The organism is Marinomonas alcarazii, assembly GCF_003208215.1.
In the GTDB taxonomy this organism is placed as follows: Bacteria; Pseudomonadota; Gammaproteobacteria; order Pseudomonadales; family Marinomonadaceae; genus Marinomonas; species Marinomonas alcarazii.
The window spans coordinates 65,024-85,642 of the sequence record NZ_QKLW01000006.1; the positions used below are offsets into that span (position 1 = coordinate 65,024).

Below are 20,619 nucleotides of genomic sequence, written 5' to 3' on the forward strand. Positions count from 1 at the left end.
CCGCGTTTCAAAGAGTCTATATATTATAGGCTCTTTTTATATTTAAGAGAGCTCATGCAAACACAATCTTCACGTTGGCTTGGACACGGTTTATACCTAGTGATCATGGCTATATTGGTTTCTGGCGTCTACTTTGCTGGTCAGAAAATCAATTACTCCTGGCATTGGGAACGCTTGTGGCCCTACATCATAAACACCGAATCCCAAGACATTGTGGCGATCACGGATGGCACTGCTGTGGTAGATAAAGCGGGCCGTTTGTCTGTTCTGCCTGATTATGGCGATGACCCTCAGTTAGTTAAAGTTTACGATACCCTAGTGGCTCGAGATGGGGATTTAATATTCCAAGGCGACACCATTGCTCGTATTGAGGGTTGGCGTTTTGGGCCAATCGCTGAGGGTTTGTGGGTGACCATTAAAATCTCGTTTATCTCGCTGATCTTTGCCGTTTTATTAGGGGTTATGTTTGGCTTGATGCGCGTGGCTCATGGTCAAGTATGGCGAAATTTGGCGATGACTTATGTGGAAGTGATCCGTGGTACGCCTCTGCTTGTACAGATATTCATCGTGTATTTCTTTGTTGGTACTGTGTTTGACTTAGATCGTTTCACATCAGGTGTGGCGGCATTGTCTATTTTTACTGGCGCGTATGTTGCCGAGATAGTAAGAGCGGGAATTCAGTCGGTTTCGGCAGGACAAATGGAAGCGGCACGCTCTCTTGGAATGAATTATGTGCAAGCCATGGCGTACGTCATCATGCCACAGGCAATTAAGCGCACCTTACCACCGCTTGCTGGGCAATTTATTAATTTGATTAAAGATTCTTCATTGGTATCGGTTATTTCTATTACTGATTTAACCAAGGCGGGTCGTGAAGTGGTCAGTGGCAGCTTTGCGCCATTTGAAGTTTGGTTTACGGTCGCCGTTTTGTATTTGGTGGTCACTGGGGGCTTATCTTTGCTTATTCAGTGTTTAGAAAAGAGGTTATCAGTCAGTGATTGATCCAGTGAAAGAGCAATCTAGCCAGCCAGCACTTATTCAAGCGCATAAGGTAAACAAGGTTTTCCCTAATGGTTGTCATGCTCTCAAAGACGTTTCCTTAGATGTTCAACCAGGTGAAGTGGTGGTTATTATTGGGCCTAGCGGTTCGGGAAAGTCGACCTTCTTACGTACCCTGAATCAATTGGAAAGCATCACATCTGGTCGTATTTTGTTAGATCAAGTGGATCTGACTGATAAGCGCACCAATATCAATAAGGTACGTGAAGAAGTGGGTATGGTGTTCCAAGCGTTTAACTTGTTCCCCCATAAAACCGCACTAGGCAATGTTATGTTGGCACCCATGAAAGTGCTGAAACAAACTAAACCTGAAGCACGAAAAACGGCCACGGATTTGCTTAATCGAGTTGGGCTGGCGGATCGAATGGGCAATTACCCAACCCGATTGTCTGGCGGCCAGCAACAGCGAGTCGCCATTGCCCGTTCGCTAGCAATGAAACCTAAGGTGCTTTTGTTTGATGAACCGACCAGTGCGCTTGACCCTGAAATGGTTGGAGAAGTCTTGGATGTGATGAAAGAACTCGCGCGCGAAGGTATGACCATGGTGGTTGTAACGCATGAAATGGGCTTTGCCCGTGAAGTGGCTGATCGCGTTGTATTCATGGAAGAAGGTGAGCTTGTTTTAGAAGAATCTCCAGAGCGTTTCTTTCATTCTGATCATCCACGCTTGCAACGCTTTTTAGGTCAGGTACTCTAACGCTTCGTCTTTCTTTGCGCGATGGTTAAAGTACCGAATGAACCAAAAGTCACTTCCACCGTTAAATTGGTTAAGAACCTTTGAGGTTTCTGCGCGCAGCCTGAACTTTACTAAGGCCGCACAAGAGCTGCACTTAACCCAAGGGGCTGTTAGCCAACAAATACGCTTGCTCGAAGGTCATCTAGGTGTGTCCTTATTTACTCGCTTGCCTCGAGGATTAGCGCTCACCGATGAAGGGATGTCTTATCTTCCTGTGGTGCAGGATTCCATCTCACGCCTAGCGGCTGCAACCAATGAGTTGTTTAATCAAGACCAGCGAACCCCAGTCAAAATACGTGGCAGCTTGTCTTTTTTTGTCCATTGGCTAGCACCAAGATTAACGGAATTCCATCGTCTGTACCCTAATATTGATATTCGATACATCAGTTCCCTTTGGGTGAAAGACACTGAAGCCGATGATGATTTTGAAATTCGCTGGGGGAATGGGCAATGGCCAGGTTATGTTTCTCAGCGCTTAAGTTGGGACAGTCTATTTCCAGTCTGTTCACCTGAGTTGTTGGAGCGCTTACCGCTGAATGCCACAACAGATCTTGCTGACCATACTTTACTGCATGTATTGGGTTACGAGGAAGGTTGGGGGTATTGGCTGTCTATGGTTAATGAAGCGGAAGTGGATCCATCCAGAGGAATGCAAGTGGACACCCTATTGGCGTCGTTGCGTTTAGCTGAGCTTGGTATTGGTGTGGCGTTGGCGAGGTCCTCCATGGTGGAAGATATGTTGGCAGATGGTCGGTTGGTAGAACCTTTTAACCTGCGTATTCCTGCAAGTGAATCCTTTTATCTGGTACGCAAATCGGGTCCAGAAATTTCGGTTGAAGCTATGCAATTTTTTGAATGGTTAGAGCGTCAAGCGCGTCTTTCCTAACAAAGCCCTACTTTTGCTCATATTTTCATAAAACGTTTATGACAGACTAAGGCGAATAAGTTTGCCTTAGTCTGTCACTGCGTCAATTTACAACGCGGCTTTAATACTGTCTTCAATGGATGTCGTTGGGCGTCCAATCAAGGTAGATAATGCTTTGCTGTCACTGAACAAACCGCCCTTAGCTGCGCCAGCTTCTGAATCCGCAAGAACAGCTGCGAACCCTTCAGGTAGGCCTACGCCAACTAGAATCTTGGTGTATTCGGCTTCTGGAACGTTTTGGTAGGAGACTGTTTTGCCCGTTACTTTGCTAATGGCCTCTGCGTACTCGCTTAGGGTGAAGGCATTGTCGCCAGCAAGCTCATAGACTTTGCCTGCCTGACCGTCTTGAAGCAGCACTGTTGCCGCGGCCTCTGCGTAATCGGCACGTGTTGCAGTTGACAGTTTACCGTCACCTGCACAGCCCACCACTCCATGTTCCAATGCCGCTGCCACACTCATCGTGTAGTTTTCTGAATACCAGCCATTGCGAAGTAGCACGTAAGGTACGCCTGATTCCGCCAACAGATTTTCGGTCGCCACATGCTCTTGTGCAAGTAACAGAGGCGAGGTGTCGGCTTTTAGAATACTGGTGTATGCGATCAGAGAAACATTCGCTTGTTTAGCGGCATTGATAACATTTTGGTGCTGCGCAACACGCTGGCCTACTTCACTTGAAGAAATAAGCAGTACTTTGTCAACGCCTTGCATGGCACTAGCAAGAGTATCTGGATCGGTATAATCCGCTTGGCGCACGTTTACGCCTTTCTCTGCTAACTCTTTTACACTGTCTGGATTACGCACTGCAGCGATAACCTTGCTTGCTGCGGTTTTTTCTAACAAGGAATCAATCACAAGACGGCCAAGTTGACCGGATGCGCCAGTAACTAAAATCATACTATTCTCCTTTGAGTTTTTAAGTTGATAGAAGTAGAATATATTACTAACAAACTTTTGGTAAGTACCTACAAAAAGGTAAGTATGAAAAATAATCTACAAGACTCTCAGAATGGGTTGTCGCACTTATTTGAAAAAGGCGATGTGTTTTCAGACAAATGCCCTTCTCGCGATATTTTGAAACACGTGACGAGCCGTTGGGGCGTTTTGGTACTGTTTGCTTTAAAAGATGGTCAAACACATCGTTTTAGTGAACTGCGTCGTAAGATCCTCGGGGTGAGTGAAAAGATGCTTGCGCAAACGCTTCAAGCCTTGGAAACAGATGGCTTTGTACTACGAATTTCTTATCCTGTGGTGCCGCCTCATGTGGAATATAGTTTGACGGAATTAGGTGTAGAAGTGGCTGCTCGAGTCGCCAGCTTAGCGGATTGGATTGAGGATAATATTACGGATATTTTGTCGGCTCAGTCTCAAAAAGCAGACGACCTAAGTAATTAAATAATATTATTTATCAACGCTCTAGAGTTAGAGTGAATACTCACTAACATTTTATTACATGAGATCACTCTTTTTTACATATTGCTTAGAGCCAATAATAAAAAAGCCGCTTTAAAGCGGCTTAGCGAATGGATTCATAAAAGCCCAATAAAGACTAAATCCCCAGCTTATCGCGCATGTTGTAGTAAACCGCCCCCACTGCTGTATAAGGTACGCGTAATAAACGACCGCCGGGGAATTGATATTGCGGCATGCTGGCAAAAACATCAAAGCGCTCCATTTCACCGTCGATTGCATCGGATAAGATCTCTCCCATCAAATGCGAATTGGTCACGCCATGTCCTGAATAACCTTGTGCGTAATAGAGGTTATCGCCAATTTTACCGACTTGTGGCATGCGCATCATGGTAAGAAGAAAGTTACCTGTCCATGCGAAATCGATTTTTGCGTCTTTAAGCATTGGATAGGTTTTCAGCATTTTTGGCACTATGATGGACTCAATTTTGCCTGGATCACGGGCGCCATACGTCGTCCCGCCACCATAGATGAGTCGACCATCGCCTGATAAACGGTAGTAATCCAATAAATAGTTACAGTCTTCCACACAGTGATCTGTTGGTAACAATTGTTTTTGGATTTCTTCCGGCAACGGCTCCGTTGCGATGACCTGAGTTCCGCATGGCATGGCCTTCTTCTCTACTTCTGGCAATAAGCCAAACATATAGGCGTTGCCGGCAACAACAATCTTATCCGCAATGACGCTACCTTGTTTGGTCACTACCTTGCCTAGCTTACCTTGCTCTAAGCGAATGACTTCGGAGTCTTCAAAAATTTGTCCACCAAGTGCTTCAAATGCTTTGGCTTGGCCAAGCACTAGGTTTAATGGCTGAATATGCCCGCCCTTCTTGTCCAGCAAACCGCCTGCGTAACGATCCGAGCCGATGTGGTCTTGGATAGAGGATGCCGTCAGTAATTCCAGCTCATTGTGGCCATGAGCTTCCCACAATGCTTTTTTGGCTTTCAGTTCTTCGAACTGTTTTTTGTTGCATGCTGCAAAGAGGTTACCGTGCTTTAGGTCACACTTTATGTTGTACTTTTCAATGCGGTGACGAATCAACTCAGAACCTGCAAACGCCATTTTCGCCATTTTCTGGCCGATATTGTCGCCATAATTCTTGAAGATGTAGTCAATATCGCGGTTAAAGCTGTTTACGATCTGACCGCCATTGCGACCAGAAGCACCAAAGCCGATGCGCGACCCTTCAACGACAATAACGCGCTTTCCTTTTTCTGCCAGACTCAGAGCGGTCGATATGCCTGTAAACCCAGCACCAACGACACAGACATCACAACGATGCTCACCCGTTAACTGTGGGCGAATGGCTTTATCATTTGCGGAGGCCGCGTAGTATGAGTTTGCATGAGTAGGTGATGACATAGAGAACCTCTCCTATAGCGTGTAGACATTATGATCCTGCGTCTGCACATAAGTAAAAAAGCGGGGCTATTAACGCCCCTCTGTTAATCTAACGGTTATTGCCAGTCCAAGGATGAGTTTATTTCAGGCTGATCCAGGTGTTTTTAAGTTCCGTGTATTTCTCTAGTGCGTGCCAAGATTTATCGCGACCATTGCCAGACGCTTTAACGCCACCAAATGGTACCGTGGTATCGCCATCACCCCATGTATTTACCCACACCATGCCCGATTCTAATTGACGGCTGACACGGTGAGCACGCCCCAAATCATTGGTCCAAATGGAAGCCCCTAAGCCGTATTTTGAATCGTTTGCCAATTCAATGGCTTCGGCTTCAGTATCGAACGTCATAACGGCTAATACAGGGCCGAAAATCTCTTCTTTAACGAAATTCATCGTGTGGTTAGCATCCGTAAAAATGGTTGGTTTTGCATAGAAACCTTGGCCTTCTTGATAATATGGAAGGCCACCTAACGCCAATTTTGCGCCGTCAGCAATGGCACTTTCGATAAAGCCAGTCACAGTATCAAGCTGTGCTTTATCGACCATTGGACCCATTTTTGTGGCTGGGTCTAACGGATCTCCTGGCACGTAAGTTTTCGCTGCGGCAAGCAGTTCGACCATGAAGGCGTCTTTAATGCTGCTGTGAACATACAAGCGAGAGCAGGCAATGCACACTTCACCTTGGTTGGTGAAGATGGCTGTTGCAGCACCCTTGGCTGCGGCTTGAATGTCTTTGCAGTCCTCAAAAACGATACAAGGTGATTTACCGCCCGCTTCTAGCCAAACACGCTTCATATTCGATTGACCCGCGTATTGCATTAACAGGCCTGCAACGCGGCTAGAGCCTGTAAACGCCAAGGTGCCGATATCATGATGCAGCGCAAGGGCTTTCCCAGCGGTGTGACCAAAACCTGGGAGGACGTTGAATACGCCATCTGGAACCCCTGCTTGTGTCGCCAATTCGGCAATTCTGAGCGCGCTTAAAGGCGATTTCTCAGACGGCTTTAGAATGATGCTGTTGCCTGCCGCCAGCGCCGGCGCAATTTTCCACATCACCATCATTAATGGGTAATTCCACGGTGTGATGATAGCGACAACACCAAGAGGTTCGCGGCTAATGAGCGCCAGATTATCTGGATTTGTTGGTGCGATTTCACCGTATAATTTATCAATGCACTCCGCTGACCAACGTAAGCAGTCGATTGAATCTGGTACATCGATACCGACCATTTCTGAAATAGACTTACCCATATCCAAAGTATCGATTAAGGCCAGTTCATCTTGGTGTTCTTCTAGCAAATCCGCCCATTTTTGTAGAATACGCTTGCGCTTGTTTGGTGCCATGTTTGACCAAACACCGCTTTTAAACGCGGCTTTGGCCGCGGCGGTCGCCAGATTCACATCGGCTTCATCACAACTCGCTACTTTTGCTAACAAGGACTCGTCCGTTGGATTAATACAATCGAACGTGTCACCGCTTTGTGCTGGTGTAAAAACACCATTGATGTAGGCGTCGGAATGCAGGCTAATTGTGTTACGAAGTGCTTGCCATTCTTGGTAAGTTTTCATACGTAATTCCTTTCTCTGGCGTCTATCAAAAACGCTAAATGAGTTGCTATGAATCTAAACTAACTGAGCAGCGCCCTTTCTGACCATATCCCCGTGGAGGTATATCGTCATTTTCCTATTGTCTTAGAAGTACAAAAAATGCCTAGCGGCGCATTGCTAGGCATTTTTTGGTGTTTACGTTGGAATGAAAGACGGATGTTTAGCGTCCGGTTTTAATGTCCGTCCATAAACGTACCATCAAACGCTCGATTCTCAAGCCTCTCACCTTTTGCGCAAAGAGTTTCTTTTTCACTTCGTTGCTTGGGTAAATGCCTTCATTACTCGAAATATCTGGGTCTTGCAGATCCATCGCGTCTAGATTTGGGTTTGCGTACGCAACGTAGTTTGAAATATCGGCAATGACTTCTGGTTGTAATAAGAAGTTAATGAACTTGTACGCCGCCTCTTTATTTTCAGCCTCTTTCGGTATGGCAAGCATGTCAAACCAGATTTGCGTACCCTCTTTAGGGATGCTGTATTCGATGTTCACCCCGTTATCGGCTTCAATAGCACGATCTTGGGCTTGAATAACATCCCCAGACCAGCCAATGGCAACGCAAATATCACCGTTAGCCAGTGCACTGATGTACTGGGAAGAATGGAATTGCGTCACATAAGGACGTACATTCTTCAGTAATTTTACGGCGTCACTGTCTAACGCATAGTCTTGCGGATTACGGCTATTGGGGTTTTTACCCAAATAATTTAATGTTAGTGGGTACAGTTCGTCCGGTGAATCTAAAAACATAACACCACACTGTTGTAGCTTTGCCATGTTGTCTGGATTAAAGACGAGATCCCAGCTATTTACTGGCGCATCTTCACCTAAGACTTCTTTGACCTTATCGACGTTATAGCCAATGCCCGTGGTTCCCCATAAGTAAGGCACACCGTATTGGTTGCCGGGGTCAACGGCTTCAAGAAAGGACAATAATTCAGGGTCGAGGTGTTTTAGGTTGGGCAATTTGGCTTTGTCCAGTTTGCTAAATACGCCTGCTTGTATTTGACGCCCCATGAAAGACGCAGTAGGCACCACCAAATCATAACCAGAATTACCCGCCAGCAGTTTTGCCTCTAGTACTTCGTTGCTGTCAAATACGTCTTGAATGACTTGAATACCGGTCTCGGCTTCAAATCGTTCAACGGTGTCTTCGGCCATGTAATCTGACCAGTTGAAGAATTTTAACGTGTCGGCATAAACGGACGTTGCCGATGTGCCTAATGCACAGACCATACCCGCAATAGGTAATAATTGACGCATTTTATGGTTTTTTTGTGTCATGATTTGGTTCCTTAGTGATATCGATACTGACATTACGCAAAGCTTTTTTATCCTTGTCGCGATGCTTAGCGGATTAAAAATAATTACACATTCAACAATAGATGCTCCCGTTCCCAAGAGCTAATAACTCGGTTAAAGGTTTCGAACTCGCTGCGTTTGACACCCATATAAGCTGTGACAAAGTCATTGCCTAAGATGTCGCATAATGGTTCACATTCTTCTAATAGACGTAGGCCTTCTTCTAGTGTTCTCGCAATTTCCACTTCGGGATAATCGGATGGCGGCTCATTATTTTTGACCGGGTCGGTTGGTTGTAGCTTTTGCTTCATGCCTAAATAACCGCACGCCAAGGTGGCAGCAATGGCAAGATACGGGTTGGAGTCTGCGCCAGGGAAACGGTTTTCGATGCGCGTTGCTTGTGGTGGTGCAAATGGAATGCGTAGTCCTGCTGTGCGGTTATCAAACCCCCAGTTCATATTAATGGGCGCGGCCATTTCTGGTGAAAAACGTCGGTATGAGTTAACGTTTGGCGCGAAGAAAGAAATCGCATTTGGCGTGTATTTCTGCAAACCGCCTAAATAATGGTAGAACAATTCGCTTGGTTTACCGTTGTCATCAAAGACATTTTGACCTGTTTTCGCATCGACCAAACTCTGGTGAATATGCATCGAACTGCCAGGCTCGTCTTTCATCGGTTTTGCCATGAAAGTGGCATACACACCATGTTTTAGTGCGGCTTCTCGTAAAGTGCGTTTGAACACAAACACTTGGTCGGCTAAGTCCAGTGGATCTCCATGAATAAAGTTAATTTCCATTTGCGCGGCGCCGGATTCATGAATCAAGGTGTCTACGTCCAAGCCTTGAGCTTCACAATAGCTGTACAGAGTATCAATGATGGTGTTGAACTCGTTTACCGCATCAATGCTGTACGAGCGACGTGATGTTTCGCGTTTGCCAGAACGCCCTGCTGCCGGTTTTAGTTCATAATCTGGGTCTGTATTAGGTTGGATCAGATAAAACTCGACTTCTGGCGCAATGACGGGTTTTAAGCCTTCGGCTTCATAGAGTGACAAAATATGACGCAAGATTGTACGGCTTGCCAATGGGTGAAGCTTGCCGTCGGTGGTATAACAGTCATTGATGACTTGAGCAGTGGGTTCGTCGGCCCATGGCACCATACGTATGGTGTTTGGATCTGGCTTCAACACCATGTCGCGGTCGCTGGCGTCGACAATGTCGTAGTGATTGTCGGCCCAATCCCCCGTCACACTTTGCACCAAAACGGTTTCAGGGATGCGCCCTGTCTTCTCCGCAAGGAACTTGAATGTTGGGTAAAACTTACCTCGCGCATTCCCTGTCATATCAGCTAATGTTGACTCGACTTCAGTAATTGCATGCTCTTTTAAAAAAGCTTCAAACTCTGTCATAACTCACCTTAAGTTGGCTGCTTAACGAACGTTTTTAAGCCGTAACGTTTTTTTACTGGCTCTTGCTATTGGGGTACTCTTTCTCACAACCCGAATAATACTTCGGTTTAAACATTATTTTACTTTGATCATTAAATCAACACCTGGTCAAAAAATAAGTTTATATTACAATTGACACTGACTATAAATTCGATCAATCATTCGGTTATTGGGTTTTGAACTATTACAGGAGTTTTCCTTGAGCAAACATGAGCCGTCTTACTACGAAGCTACGGCAAAAGCGTACCAAAGCCGTCCTCAGTTAGTCGGGGATCACAGTGCCGATATTTGTATTATAGGTGGTGGGTTTACTGGCACTTCTGCGGCGCTTCACCTTGCTGAAGCGGGTTTTCAAGTGGTCTTACTGGAAGCCAATGAAATTGGCTGGGGAGCATCTGGGCGTAATGGTGGACAAATTTGCCAAGGCCACAACATGGGCCACGCCGAGATGGTCAAAAAGGTCGGTAAAGACACTGCCGATGTGTTGTGGCAAACCTCGGTCGAATCGGTTGATTTGGTAAAGGAGCTGATTGCGAAGTATCAAATCGATTGTGACCTGGCTGCTGGAGTATTGCATGTGGCGTCTAAGTCTCGTCATGCGGATGAGATTAAAGAAGCCGTTGAATACAAACGCCAGCAACTCAATTACGAAGAAGTTGAGTTTTTGGATGCGAACGCTGTTGCCGATAAATTGGGTACAGATCGTTATCATGGTGGTGAATGGTATAAAGAAGGTGCGCACATTCACCCTCTGAACTTTGCGCTTGGCTTGGCGAGCGCTGCGGAAGCTCACGGTGCTAAGTTGTATCATCATTCCGCAGTATTGGAATACACCGATGGCAAGCAACCTGAGGTTATGACGGCCAAAGGTCGTGTACGTTGTCGTTATTTATTGTTTGCGTGCAATGGCTATCTTGGGCATTTGAATGGTCCTGCTGCACGAAAAATCATGCCGATAAACAACTTTATTATTGCAACAGAACCGTTACCGGAAAGTGTTGCCAATCGAATTAATCCAGACCGCATTGCTGTGGCAGATTCAAAATTTGTCGTGAACTATTATCGCTTATCAAAAGACAGAAGAATGTTGTGGGGGGGCGGTGAAAACTACAGTCAGCGTTTTCCAAAAGATATTGCAGGGTTTGTTAAAAAACATATGTTGGAAACCTACCCTGAGCTAGGCAAATACCGCATTGATTACGCTTGGGGCGGTACCTTAGCGATTACGCTGAATCGCATGCCGCATATTGCGCGCCAGCAAGAAAATATTTTTGTAGCTCATGGTTATTCTGGTCACGGAGTGGCGATGGCAACGTATGCGGGGGCGATTTTTGCCAAAGCCGTGCAGGGATCGTTAGAAACCGTGGATGCATTTGAACGGCTTCCCATGCGTGATTTTCCTGGCGGCACGTTACTTCGTTGGCCTGGTTTAGTCGCTGGGATGCTGTATTACTCAATGTTAGATCGTTTACCCTAATGTGATGAATGGCGACTGATGGGTATGTTTAGTCTTCATTGCTATGTGTATAATTTAATCACTTTAATTGAACTTCTCTGTTTATAAGGAAGCCAATCTTTATTATGGCAAATCCCCCTACGACAATGAAAACCATGCAATCTGTTTCGCCTCGTAGCGAGCCTGTGCAGTCTCGCTCCATTAAGCGCGCACAACAAATTTTAGACGTGACTAGCGAATTGTTGGAAACCGTTGGTTTGAATGATCTGAATACGGCCATTATTGCAAAAGAAGTTGGCATTTCTGTGGGATCTTTGTACCACTATTTCCCAAATAAGCACGCTATTCTCTATGCCATGGGTAAGTCTTGGCTGGACAGTATTGAAGAAGTGCTAAAAGACATTCAGGAGTGGCGTCTGGAAGAGATGACGCTGCCCGACTTTATCGATCAAGTTGTTAATATCAATTTACGCACTTATCGTCAGCAGCGTGCGGTATTACGTTTAGTACAAGCTATGTTTTCGGTGCAAGAGTTACGTGAATTGGATGAACGCCATGATGATATGGTCATTTCGAAAATGGCCAAGGTGTTCAAACGCTTAGGGTTAAACAAGCACATTCGGGAGCGAGAGCGCATCGCGCGTCTCTATCTAGAAGTAACACACAGTACGTATCTGGTCGTCGTAAACCAAAACGAACGTCGTGCCGCGCGCACGCTTGATGATTTAAAATTGATGTTAACCAGCGTTTTAGAACGACATCTAAACGATCCTGAATAGTTGTCTTATTTGCCCGCTTTTCATATTAACTTTTTTCCCTGTCTAGTGAATCTAGGTGGCTGAGGAACAAGGTGAAGATTTCCGACTGCGTTGATGTGTCTAAGCGTGCGTGGATATTTTTACGGTGTACTTTTACCGTACCGGCACTGATGCCCAGCTCGTTAGCGATGGATTTTGACGAGTGACCTTTGAGCAACAAGCCTAAAATTTCTTGCTCGCGGGTGGTTAACACGCCATGAGCAAAGGTTTTGAGCGCGTACTTTAATGGTCCAGACCTAGATTCCCTTTCAACGAACTCCCCTGCTTGTGTTAGCCAAAACTGACGAATCAAGGCTTCTAGCATGGGAAAAACGCTTTTCAAGTTATTCAATTCTGTTCGACGAATGGAGCCAACTGCTTTCTGACGCCCCAACGAAATCACACAGGTTGTGGTTGTGTCTAATTCCACCAAAATATTAATTTCATCGACTAAGTCAAAGTTGCGATAACACGTTTGGTAGTACTCAGTCTCCTCGAAGGAGTCTGGAGACATGTCGGCCAAACGATATACGCCCGGCGAGATGCCCTGCTGAATGGTGTTAAATAAGGGGTCTAACAAATACGCCTTGTTCAAATACATTCGCAGGGTTTGACTTTGCTCACTTGGGTCACTTGGATGAATCAGCAGCGGCTTCAGCGTTTTTTTGTAAGTGACCATGATAATGGTATCGAAATAGCAAATGTTGCTAAGAACTCCCTCTAACGCAATGGGAAAGCTGGGTACCCGAATGTGATTAGTGAGAGCGCCTAGGTCTTTCATTAATTCGGGTAAGGATAATTGTCCTCTTAGAGTACTTTTTTGCATTATGTTGAAGTCCTTCCGCATGCATCGCTTGAGTGAGGTGCGGCATGAAAGTGATGAATACACAAACCATCGGCTATTTTAAATAGTGTTCTATTTGATCAAGTTTAAGTCGAGTTATTTATCGGTTTTGCTTTTATTCCTAAAATTGCTCTGCTTCTGCAAAATTTCCATCGACTTTCGCGTAATTTCTGTAGTAAAAATGAATACATAACCTGAATGATTTTTCGGCTTATGGTGTTCGAAAGTCATCTTCTCAAAACACATTAAGATGATGCTTTATTAATAAATATCAGCAAATTAGCTGAATGTGAAGAAAAGTAGTGATCTTTTTAAGCGTGATTTATATATAAGTGGTTCTATCTTTGCATATACCCACTCGGGGATAGTTACTCGCATCATTTGCTCAGGTTAAGGTGATTTATATCGGAAGAAATTGACTTAAATCCTGTTTAAGCAATATGAAAATCGAATTAAAACTCGATTATCATTTTAGAGAGCACAACTTCTTCTGCAGTAAGACTCATTTCATAAGAGAACATTCTATGTCTGATATGTACGAAGGGAACAACGAATTTGATCTGTTTATTACAGATTTAAACGGCAATTTGCGTGGCAAGCGTATGCCCTCTAGTGGTTTAAAAAGCGTGATGACGCAAGGGGTAAAACTGCCTCACTCAGTCATTGGGTTCGACCACTGGGGTGATGACGTTCTCGATAATGGTATGGTCTTTGAGACGGGTGACAGTGATGGTGTGTGTTTCGCTGTTCATCCTAAACCTATTTCTGTGCCGTGGGCAGAATCCGCTCGTGATCAAATCTTGGCCATGATGTACAACGCCGATGGCACACCATTTTATCCAGACCCTCGTCAAATATTGACGCGCATTGTTAAGCGCTTTAAGGATCTCGGCTACACACCCGTTGTGGCAACAGAGCTAGAGTTTTACTTATTAGATGGTCAATCAGAAGCCAAACGCCAGCCTTCTCCTCCTATCATCGTAGAAGGCAACGGTGTGCGTTTGAATAAAACGGACTGTTACTCCATCGAAGAAATGGATGGCTTGGAAGCGTTCTTTGCGGAAGTTCGCCGAGCGTGTGAGATCCAAGGCATTCCTGCGGACACTATTATTTCTGAATTAGGTCCTGGTCAATTCGAAATCAACATGAAGCATAGCAACGACGCTGTTTTAGCGGCAGACCATGCGATTATGTTTAAGCGTTTGGTTAAAGGCGTTGCTCGTCAACATGACTTTGGTGCGACCTTCATGGCAAAACCCTATGCAGACAAGAGCGGCAATGGCTTCCATGTTCATTTTAGTTTACTTGATGAGCAAGGTAATAACGTATTTAACAACGGCACAGACGAAGGCTCAGTTTTATTGCTGCAAGCGGTTGCTGGATTATTGAACCATATGTCCGATTCTATGCTGGTGTTTGCACCACATATGAACTCTTATCGCCGCTTCCAAAATGGAGCACATGCGCCAACATTTGCGAGCTGGGGCTATGAAAACCGCACTGTTGCAGTGCGTATTCCAGAAAGTGATCATTTTGCTCGTCGAATTGAGCATCGAGTGGCTGGCGCAGACGCGAATCCTTATTTAGTATTGGCAGCGGTGTTGGGGGCAGCGTTGCATGGCATTGAAACGAAAATGTCTCCGCCACAGCCCATTGAAGGCGATGCTTATGCTATGTCGGAACGTTTTGAGCCGCTACCGAATCGTTGGGAACTGGCTTCTGAATCTTTTGCAGACAGCGCGTTTTTAACAGAGTATTTGGGGAGCGAATTTGTGCGTGTCTATGGCGCGGCAAAAGAACAAGAACAACAAAAAATATATGGCCGTATTTCCAATGTGGAATATGAAGCCTATTTGTAAAAGCGCTGCAAAGCACAGCGACATTAGAATTTAGAGCCCATCAGAGGCTTAGCTTGAATACGAAAACAACATCACAACAGGAACCAGCCAATGTCACGTTGGCTGTATATGGGAGAACTCCACATGAAACGCAATGTATTGAGTATATTGATCGCTGGTGCAGCGTCTAGTTTTGCTGTTAGTAGCTACGCTGAAGATGTTTTAAACGTTTATAACTGGTCGGATTATATGGCGCCAGGTGCTTTGGAGCAGTTTACTAAGGAAACGGGCATCAAGGTGAATTACGACGTTTATGACAGCAACGAAGTGTTGGAAGCAAAACTCATGGCTGGTGGTTCTGGCTACGACGTGGTTATGCCATCTAACTCATTCTTCGAGCGACAGGTTAAAGCAGGCGTGTATCAAGCCATCGACAAAAGTAAGCTGAGTAACTATGGCAACTTGGATCAAACATTGGCAAAGCAAATTGAAAAGCACGATGCCGGTAATGTTCATAATATTCCTTATGCTTGGGGCACGATCGGTATTGGCTACAATACTAAAATGATTGAAGAGCGTTTGGGTACGGCGGATATTGATTCTTGGGATATTTTATTTAATCCAAGTATTGCGGCTAAGTTGAACGACTGTGGTATTGCCGTGTTGGATTCTCCTGCAGAAGTGATGTCGGTTGTTAATAATTATCGTGGCGTGGATCCAAACTCCGAAGACAAAGATGCGTTAACGGAATCCGCAAAACTCCTGTCAGAGGCTCAGGATAACATTCGTTATTTCCATTCCAGCAAATACATTTCCGATTTAGCTAACGGTGATGTGTGCGTGGCGATTGGTTACAACGGTGATATTTTGCAGTCGCAAAGCCGTGCTGAAGAAGCGGGTCAAGGCGTTGATATTAAGTTCGTGATCCCAAAAGAAGGCACCTTGGTGTGGTTTGATTTAATGGCAATTCCTGCTGACGCTCCCCATCCTGAAGCTGCCCACAAATTCATCGACTTTATTTTGAAAAAGGACATTGCCGCAGCGATTTCGAACTACGTTTTCTATGCGGTGCCCAACACGGCGGCGGCGCCATTGCTAGATGAAGAAGTGGCAACCAATAAAGGTGTGTACCCAACTCAGGAAATCAAAGAGAAACTGTTCGTACAAGTAGCCCACACTGCGCGCTTCGATCGTTTATTGACACGTGCTTGGACTAACATCAAAACTGGGCGCTAAGCAGCCATCTGTGCGTGAGTGACGTCGTTTCGGCGTCACTTTTCTTGAATACTTACCATGCTGACTGGTGCGTTTATGTCTGTATCTTCTGTTTCTCCTATTGTGACTTCGCAATCCATGCCAACTTGGCGTCAAAAAGACGCAGAGCCTTTTGTTCGCATTGAACAAATTAATAAGGCGTTTGGAGACTTCACTGCTGTGAATAATGTCTCTTTGGATATTTATAAGAACGAACTGTTTTGTCTGCTGGGCGGATCTGGTTCGGGTAAAAGTACTTTGTTACGAATGTTAGCTGGGTTTGAATCCCCCACCTCGGGTCGAATTATCATCGACGGCGTGGACATGTCTCATGTGCCACCGTGGGAACGCCCAGTAAATATGATGTTTCAGTCCTATGCTTTGTTCCCTCATTTGACGGTTGAAGCGAACGTGGCGTTTGGTTTAAAGCGTGAGGGCTTGCCAAGCCGTGAAGTGAAGCAGCGCGTAGAGGATATTCTAGATATGGTGCAATTAGGGCACCTTGCTCGTCGCAAACCGCATATGTTATCTGGTGGCCAGCGTCAGCGTGTTGCATTGGCGCGTTCTTTGGTCAAGCGCCCTAAACTTCTTTTGCTGGATGAGCCCTTGGGGGCATTAGATAAAAAGTTACGCGAAGAAACACAATTCGAATTAATGCGCTTACAAGACGAGCTTGGAATCACTTTTGTGGTGGTCACTCATGACCAAGAAGAGGCGATGACGTTAGCAACGCGCATTGGCGTTATGAACAACGGTGTCATCGTCCAAACTGCCGAACCCCATGAAGTGTATGAATACCCTAGTAATCGTTTTGTCGCTGAGTTCATCGGTAACGTGAATTTGTTTAACGGCATTGTGGTGTCGGATGAGCGTGATAGCGCTGCGATTCAATGTGATGATACCAATGGCCTTATTTACTTGGATCATGGCATTAGCTGCGCACCTAACCAAGTGGTAAATGTCGCGATTCGCCCTGAAAAAATGCGTATCGCCCGAGAAGCATCTAGTGCTGAAAATAACTCCGCAGAAGGGGTTATTACGGAAGTGGCGTACATGGGGAGCCAGTCCATCTTCAAAGTGCGTTTGCTGTCAGGGAAAGAAGTGCGTATTACACAACCCAATTCCCATCGAGATACCGGGGAGCGTCTCACATGGGATGATCATGTTTACCTATCTTGGGATGCCGACAGCAGCGTGGTATTAACATCATGATAAACGCACCGACCAATACAACACAGCCGACGCTGCTGCAGCGTTTGCAAGCCATTCGTTTGGGGCGCTGGTTCGTTATCCTAATTCCAATGTTGTGGTTGGCTGCGTTCTTCTTTATCCCTTTTTTAGTGGTGTTTAAAATATCGCTTTCAGAGGCAATGATTGCGGTGCCGCCCTATTCGCCTTTATTGGAGTGGGATCCAAGTAGCGCTTACGCAACGTTAAAGATTACCTTTGGCAACTATTTGTTTTTGTTCGAATCGCGTTTTTACTTAGACGCTTATTTAAGCTCTTTGCGCATTGCGGCGGTGTCGACTTTTTTCACTTTAATTATCGGTTTTCCGATTGCTTATCTGATTGCCCGTAGTGGTCCGACTGCGCGTACGATATTGTTATCATTGGTCATTTTGCCTTTTTGGACATCATTCTTATTGCGCGTCTATGCTTGGATGTCGTTGCTGAAAAAGAATGGTTTGGTCAACGATACATTGATGTCTTTAGGCTTGATTGATCAGCCATTACAAATCCTACAAACGGATGTGGCGGTGTATATTGGTATTGTTTACACCTATTTGCCGTTTATGATCCTACCGCTTTATACCACGCTAGAAAAAATGGACATGAGCTTGATTGAAGCCGCGAAAGACCTAGGCGCCAAGCCATGGAAAGCATTTTGCTTTGTCACTTTACCATTGGCAAAACCTGGCATCATCGCTGGCTGTTTGTTGGTATTTATCCCCGCTGTCGGTGAGTTTGTCATACCCTCTTTATTGGGTGGCTCAGACACTTTGATGATTGGTCGAGTTTTATGGGATGAATTCTTCTTGAATCGAGATTGGCCTTTAGCGTCTGCTGTGGCGATCATTATGCTGATTGTCTTGGTGGGCCCTATTATGTTTATGCGTAATGGCAACAAGGAGGCTCTGTAATGAAAAATCATTCTTTAGCACTTAAGCTCAGTGCTGGCTTCGGCTTTTTGTTTTTGTACGCCCCCATTGTTGCTTTGATTATTTACAGCTTCAACGAATCTAAACTGGTGACCGTATGGGGTGGTTGGTCTCTCAAATGGTATGTGGAGCTGTTTCAGAATGAGCAGATTATGAACGCGGCTTGGGTCAGCTTAAAAATCGCCTTCATCAGTGCAACCCTGGCGTCAGTATTGGGGACTTTAGCGGGCTTTGTGTTGAGTCGAATGGGTAAATTCCGCGGCAAAACCATGATGGCTGGCTGGGTAACAGCGCCATTAGTGATGCCTGAGGTCATTACTGGCTTGTCGTTGTTACTGTTGTTTGTGGCGATGGAAAGTATGTTTGGTTGGCCCGCAGGTCGAGGCACGACCACCATTGTCATTGCGCACACGACCTTCTGTTTGGCGTACGTTGCTGTTGTCGTTCAATCGCGTTTGTCGTCGCTGGACGAGACGTTGGAAGAAGCTGCAATGGATTTAGGGGCTAAGCCCGTGTCGTTGTTTTTCCTGATTACTTTGCCATTGATTTCACCAGCGATATTATCAGGTTGGTTGTTGTCCTTTACGTTATCATTAGACGATTTGGTTATTGCTAGCTTTGTGTCTGGTCCTGGTAACTCCACTTTGCCTATGGTGATTTTCTCTAAAGTGAGACTGGGCGTTACGCCAGAGATAAATGCGCTAGCGACCTTGATGATCTTGGTTGTCTCGATTGCCGTCATCGCTGCCATTTTTATCATGCGCCGCCAAAGTCGTTTTCAAAATCCTTAACCGCTGTTTTTTGAGGTAAATAATTAATGAAGATAGGAATTCTCGCTGCGGGCATTACACCTGATGAACTGCGCTCTAAGTACCCAACCTATGCTGAAATGTTTGCTCAGCAGATTGCTATATTAGAGCCTGAGTTGTCGTTTGAGATATTTGACGTTCGTTTGGATGAGTTTCCAGACAGTACGGACACCTGTGATGCTTGGTTGATTACTGGCTCTAAAGCGGATGCGTATGCAGATGAGCCATGGATTCTTCGTTTATGTGAGTTTATACGTGAAGTGGATGCCAAGTGCCAAGTGTTGGTCGGTATTTGCTTTGGTCATCAAGTTATCGCCCGAGCGCTTGGTGGCCGCGTAGCTAAATATGATGGCGGTTGGGGTGTGGGGGTTCATCATTACCAAATTGCAGATAATGTAAAAACGCCTTTAACTCAGAAAGACATCGCTTTTTGCGCTTTTCACCAAGACCAAGTATTAGAAAAACCCGAGAAAATGACGAGCTTTTTGAGCAGTGATTTTTGTCAGCACGCGGGACTCATTTACGAAGATCGTATTTTGACTTTCCAGGGCCATCCTGAATTTTCCAAGGCTTATGAGAACGAATTGATCGACTTATATGATGGTGTGACTCTCGCGCCTGATGTGGCTGCGAAAGCACGTCAGACGGTTGCTAATGAGTCGATAGACAATCAGCAGCTAATGGCTTGGGTGGGACAGTTTTTAAAAGGCTAACGAACTGACAGCAACTTGTTGGCAATTAATGGCTAATAAGTTGCTTTTTCTTAGTGTTTTTTGTGCGCAGCCTTGGGCAATTCGCACAAAGTTTTCCGTCGTCGCGGCGAAAGTGCAAACAGCAAGTGTGACGCACAAAAACCGGAGCATCGGTTTCTTGCAGGTGTAGCCCTGCGAGCGGTTTTAACGGTAAATTCATCGCTTCTGCCCAATCGCGAAAATCCTGCTCAAGATCGAATTTTTGTTCAATGGGGAGCCTGTTGCCGATGGCTATTAATGCACTCATTAATTGATCTGCCAGCAAGCCTCTATAAAGTGCAGGTTGTCCACCAAAAGCACCTACATGTGCGTTGGCAAACGATTGGAAAAGAGCATTGAGTTGCTGACAAACACAGCTGATAAGAAACTCGTGATTGCCTTCATGCCAAATCCCATCAGGTAAACAATACCCCGCGATCATCTCGCCGCTTTGCTTTTGTTCTAAGTCTTGTAAACGCTGAGGTATGGCTTTGAGTTGATAGACGCAAATCATCGCCAAATAAACTGGTTGCCAACAAACCAATCCCCAACTCCTTACCCGCCAATAAGGCGCGCCTGTTTCTGGGTGTGCTTCTTGTAATTTGTTATGCAACACACGTAATGCTTGTTCTGGGTTTTTGGCGGACAGGTTTGCGGTGTTTGGCTTTTCATCTGAGCCGCCTTCTTCTCCGTCTAATGCAGGAATGTAAGATCTTGCTGTGTTGAAAAGACGATCTATAAGTCTTTCCATATTTCCTTACCTCCAAGTTGCGTCATGAGAAAGC

General features: G+C 45.4%; 19 protein-coding genes. 12 read left to right on the forward strand and 7 right to left on the reverse strand.

All coding sequences use genetic code 11. From position 1 onward, the window contains the following. Positions 1-54 precede the first annotated feature (54 nt). The 3 genes from DFP75_RS12750 to DFP75_RS12760 are packed head-to-tail and all read left to right on the forward strand — an operon-like array spanning position 55 to position 2,681. Complete coding sequence (locus DFP75_RS12750; RefSeq protein ID WP_110576261.1) at positions 55-1,002, forward strand: amino acid ABC transporter permease; 948 nt, start codon at positions 55-57, stop codon at positions 1,000-1,002. Then, positions 995-1,756, forward strand: a complete 762-nt coding sequence (locus tag DFP75_RS12755; protein ID WP_425451228.1) for an amino acid ABC transporter ATP-binding protein — start codon at positions 995-997, stop codon at positions 1,754-1,756. Before DFP75_RS12750 ends, DFP75_RS12755 begins: the two co-directional genes overlap by 8 nt. Positions 1,757-1,793: 37 nt before the next feature. Then, positions 1,794-2,681 (forward strand): LysR substrate-binding domain-containing protein, encoded by an 888-nt coding sequence (locus DFP75_RS12760; RefSeq protein ID WP_110576263.1) that lies wholly within the window; start codon positions 1,794-1,796, stop codon positions 2,679-2,681. Between the two features lie 87 nt (positions 2,682-2,768). On the opposite strand, the gene DFP75_RS12765 is transcribed toward DFP75_RS12760, so the two are convergent. Continuing rightward, complete coding sequence (locus DFP75_RS12765) at positions 2,769-3,614, reverse strand: SDR family oxidoreductase (RefSeq protein WP_110576265.1); 846 nt, start codon at positions 3,612-3,614, stop codon at positions 2,769-2,771. 84 nt (positions 3,615-3,698) lie between these two features. Here DFP75_RS12765 and DFP75_RS12770 point away from each other — a divergent pair, with 84 nt between their 5' ends. Continuing rightward, entirely contained in the window at positions 3,699-4,112 is a 414-nt protein-coding gene (locus tag DFP75_RS12770) for a winged helix-turn-helix transcriptional regulator (RefSeq protein WP_110576267.1), read from the forward strand. A gap of 154 nt (positions 4,113-4,266) precedes the next feature. On the opposite strand, the gene DFP75_RS12775 is transcribed toward DFP75_RS12770, so the two are convergent. The 4 genes from DFP75_RS12775 to DFP75_RS12790 all read right to left on the reverse strand — a co-directional run bounded on the left by DFP75_RS12775 (position 4,267) and on the right by DFP75_RS12790 (position 9,907). Next, positions 4,267-5,550, reverse strand: a complete 1,284-nt coding sequence (locus DFP75_RS12775) for an NAD(P)/FAD-dependent oxidoreductase (RefSeq protein ID WP_110576268.1) — start codon at positions 5,548-5,550, stop codon at positions 4,267-4,269. Between the two features lie 118 nt (positions 5,551-5,668). Beyond that, positions 5,669-7,159, reverse strand: a complete 1,491-nt coding sequence (locus tag DFP75_RS12780; RefSeq protein ID WP_110576270.1) for an aldehyde dehydrogenase — start codon at positions 7,157-7,159, stop codon at positions 5,669-5,671. Positions 7,160-7,358: 199 nt separating this feature from the next. Beyond that, positions 7,359-8,480 (reverse strand): extracellular solute-binding protein, encoded by a 1,122-nt coding sequence (locus DFP75_RS12785; protein WP_245927055.1) that lies wholly within the window; start codon positions 8,478-8,480, stop codon positions 7,359-7,361. A gap of 83 nt (positions 8,481-8,563) precedes the next feature. Next, positions 8,564-9,907: a glutamine synthetase family protein gene (locus tag DFP75_RS12790; protein ID WP_110576272.1), complete on the reverse strand. Its 1,344-nt coding sequence runs from the start codon at positions 9,905-9,907 to the stop codon at positions 8,564-8,566. 238 nt (positions 9,908-10,145) lie between these two features. On the opposite strand from DFP75_RS12790, the gene DFP75_RS12795 reads away from it, so the two are divergent. Beyond that, positions 10,146-11,423 carry an NAD(P)/FAD-dependent oxidoreductase gene (locus tag DFP75_RS12795; RefSeq protein WP_110576274.1) on the forward strand — a complete coding sequence of 426 codons (1,278 nt, stop codon included), beginning with the start codon at positions 10,146-10,148 and terminating at the stop codon, positions 11,421-11,423. Between the two features lie 104 nt (positions 11,424-11,527). Further along, on the forward strand, positions 11,528-12,181 hold the full coding sequence (locus tag DFP75_RS12800) for a TetR/AcrR family transcriptional regulator (protein ID WP_110576276.1): 654 nt from the start codon (positions 11,528-11,530) through the stop codon (positions 12,179-12,181). A gap of 25 nt (positions 12,182-12,206) precedes the next feature. On the opposite strand, the gene DFP75_RS12805 is transcribed toward DFP75_RS12800, so the two are convergent. Next, positions 12,207-13,025 (reverse strand): response regulator transcription factor, encoded by an 819-nt coding sequence (locus tag DFP75_RS12805; protein WP_110576278.1) that lies wholly within the window; start codon positions 13,023-13,025, stop codon positions 12,207-12,209. A 542-nt stretch (positions 13,026-13,567) separates the two neighbouring features. Between DFP75_RS12805 and DFP75_RS12810 the strand changes: the two genes are divergently transcribed. From DFP75_RS12810 to DFP75_RS12835, 6 genes are all read left to right on the forward strand, one after another. Beyond that, positions 13,568-14,902 (forward strand): glutamine synthetase family protein, encoded by a 1,335-nt coding sequence (locus DFP75_RS12810; RefSeq protein ID WP_110576280.1) that lies wholly within the window; start codon positions 13,568-13,570, stop codon positions 14,900-14,902. 90 nt (positions 14,903-14,992) lie between these two features. After that, complete coding sequence (locus DFP75_RS12815) at positions 14,993-16,117, forward strand: polyamine ABC transporter substrate-binding protein (protein ID WP_281270072.1); 1,125 nt, start codon at positions 14,993-14,995, stop codon at positions 16,115-16,117. A gap of 75 nt (positions 16,118-16,192) precedes the next feature. After that, positions 16,193-17,347: an ABC transporter ATP-binding protein gene (locus DFP75_RS12820; protein ID WP_110576284.1), complete on the forward strand. Its 1,155-nt coding sequence runs from the start codon at positions 16,193-16,195 to the stop codon at positions 17,345-17,347. Further along, complete coding sequence (locus tag DFP75_RS12825; protein WP_110576286.1) at positions 17,344-18,276, forward strand: ABC transporter permease subunit; 933 nt, start codon at positions 17,344-17,346, stop codon at positions 18,274-18,276. The genes DFP75_RS12820 and DFP75_RS12825 overlap by 4 nt, the downstream gene beginning before the upstream one ends. Beyond that, positions 18,276-19,085, forward strand: a complete 810-nt coding sequence (locus DFP75_RS12830; RefSeq protein ID WP_110576288.1) for an ABC transporter permease subunit — start codon at positions 18,276-18,278, stop codon at positions 19,083-19,085. The genes DFP75_RS12825 and DFP75_RS12830 overlap by 1 nt, the downstream gene beginning before the upstream one ends. A gap of 26 nt (positions 19,086-19,111) precedes the next feature. After that, positions 19,112-19,816: a glutamine amidotransferase-related protein gene (locus DFP75_RS12835; protein WP_110576290.1), complete on the forward strand. Its 705-nt coding sequence runs from the start codon at positions 19,112-19,114 to the stop codon at positions 19,814-19,816. A gap of 25 nt (positions 19,817-19,841) precedes the next feature. On the opposite strand, the gene DFP75_RS12840 is transcribed toward DFP75_RS12835, so the two are convergent. Beyond that, positions 19,842-20,585, reverse strand: coding sequence for a siderophore ferric iron reductase (locus tag DFP75_RS12840; RefSeq protein WP_110576292.1), 744 nt, complete (start codon positions 20,583-20,585; stop codon positions 19,842-19,844). Between the last annotated feature and the right edge of the window lie 34 nt (positions 20,586-20,619).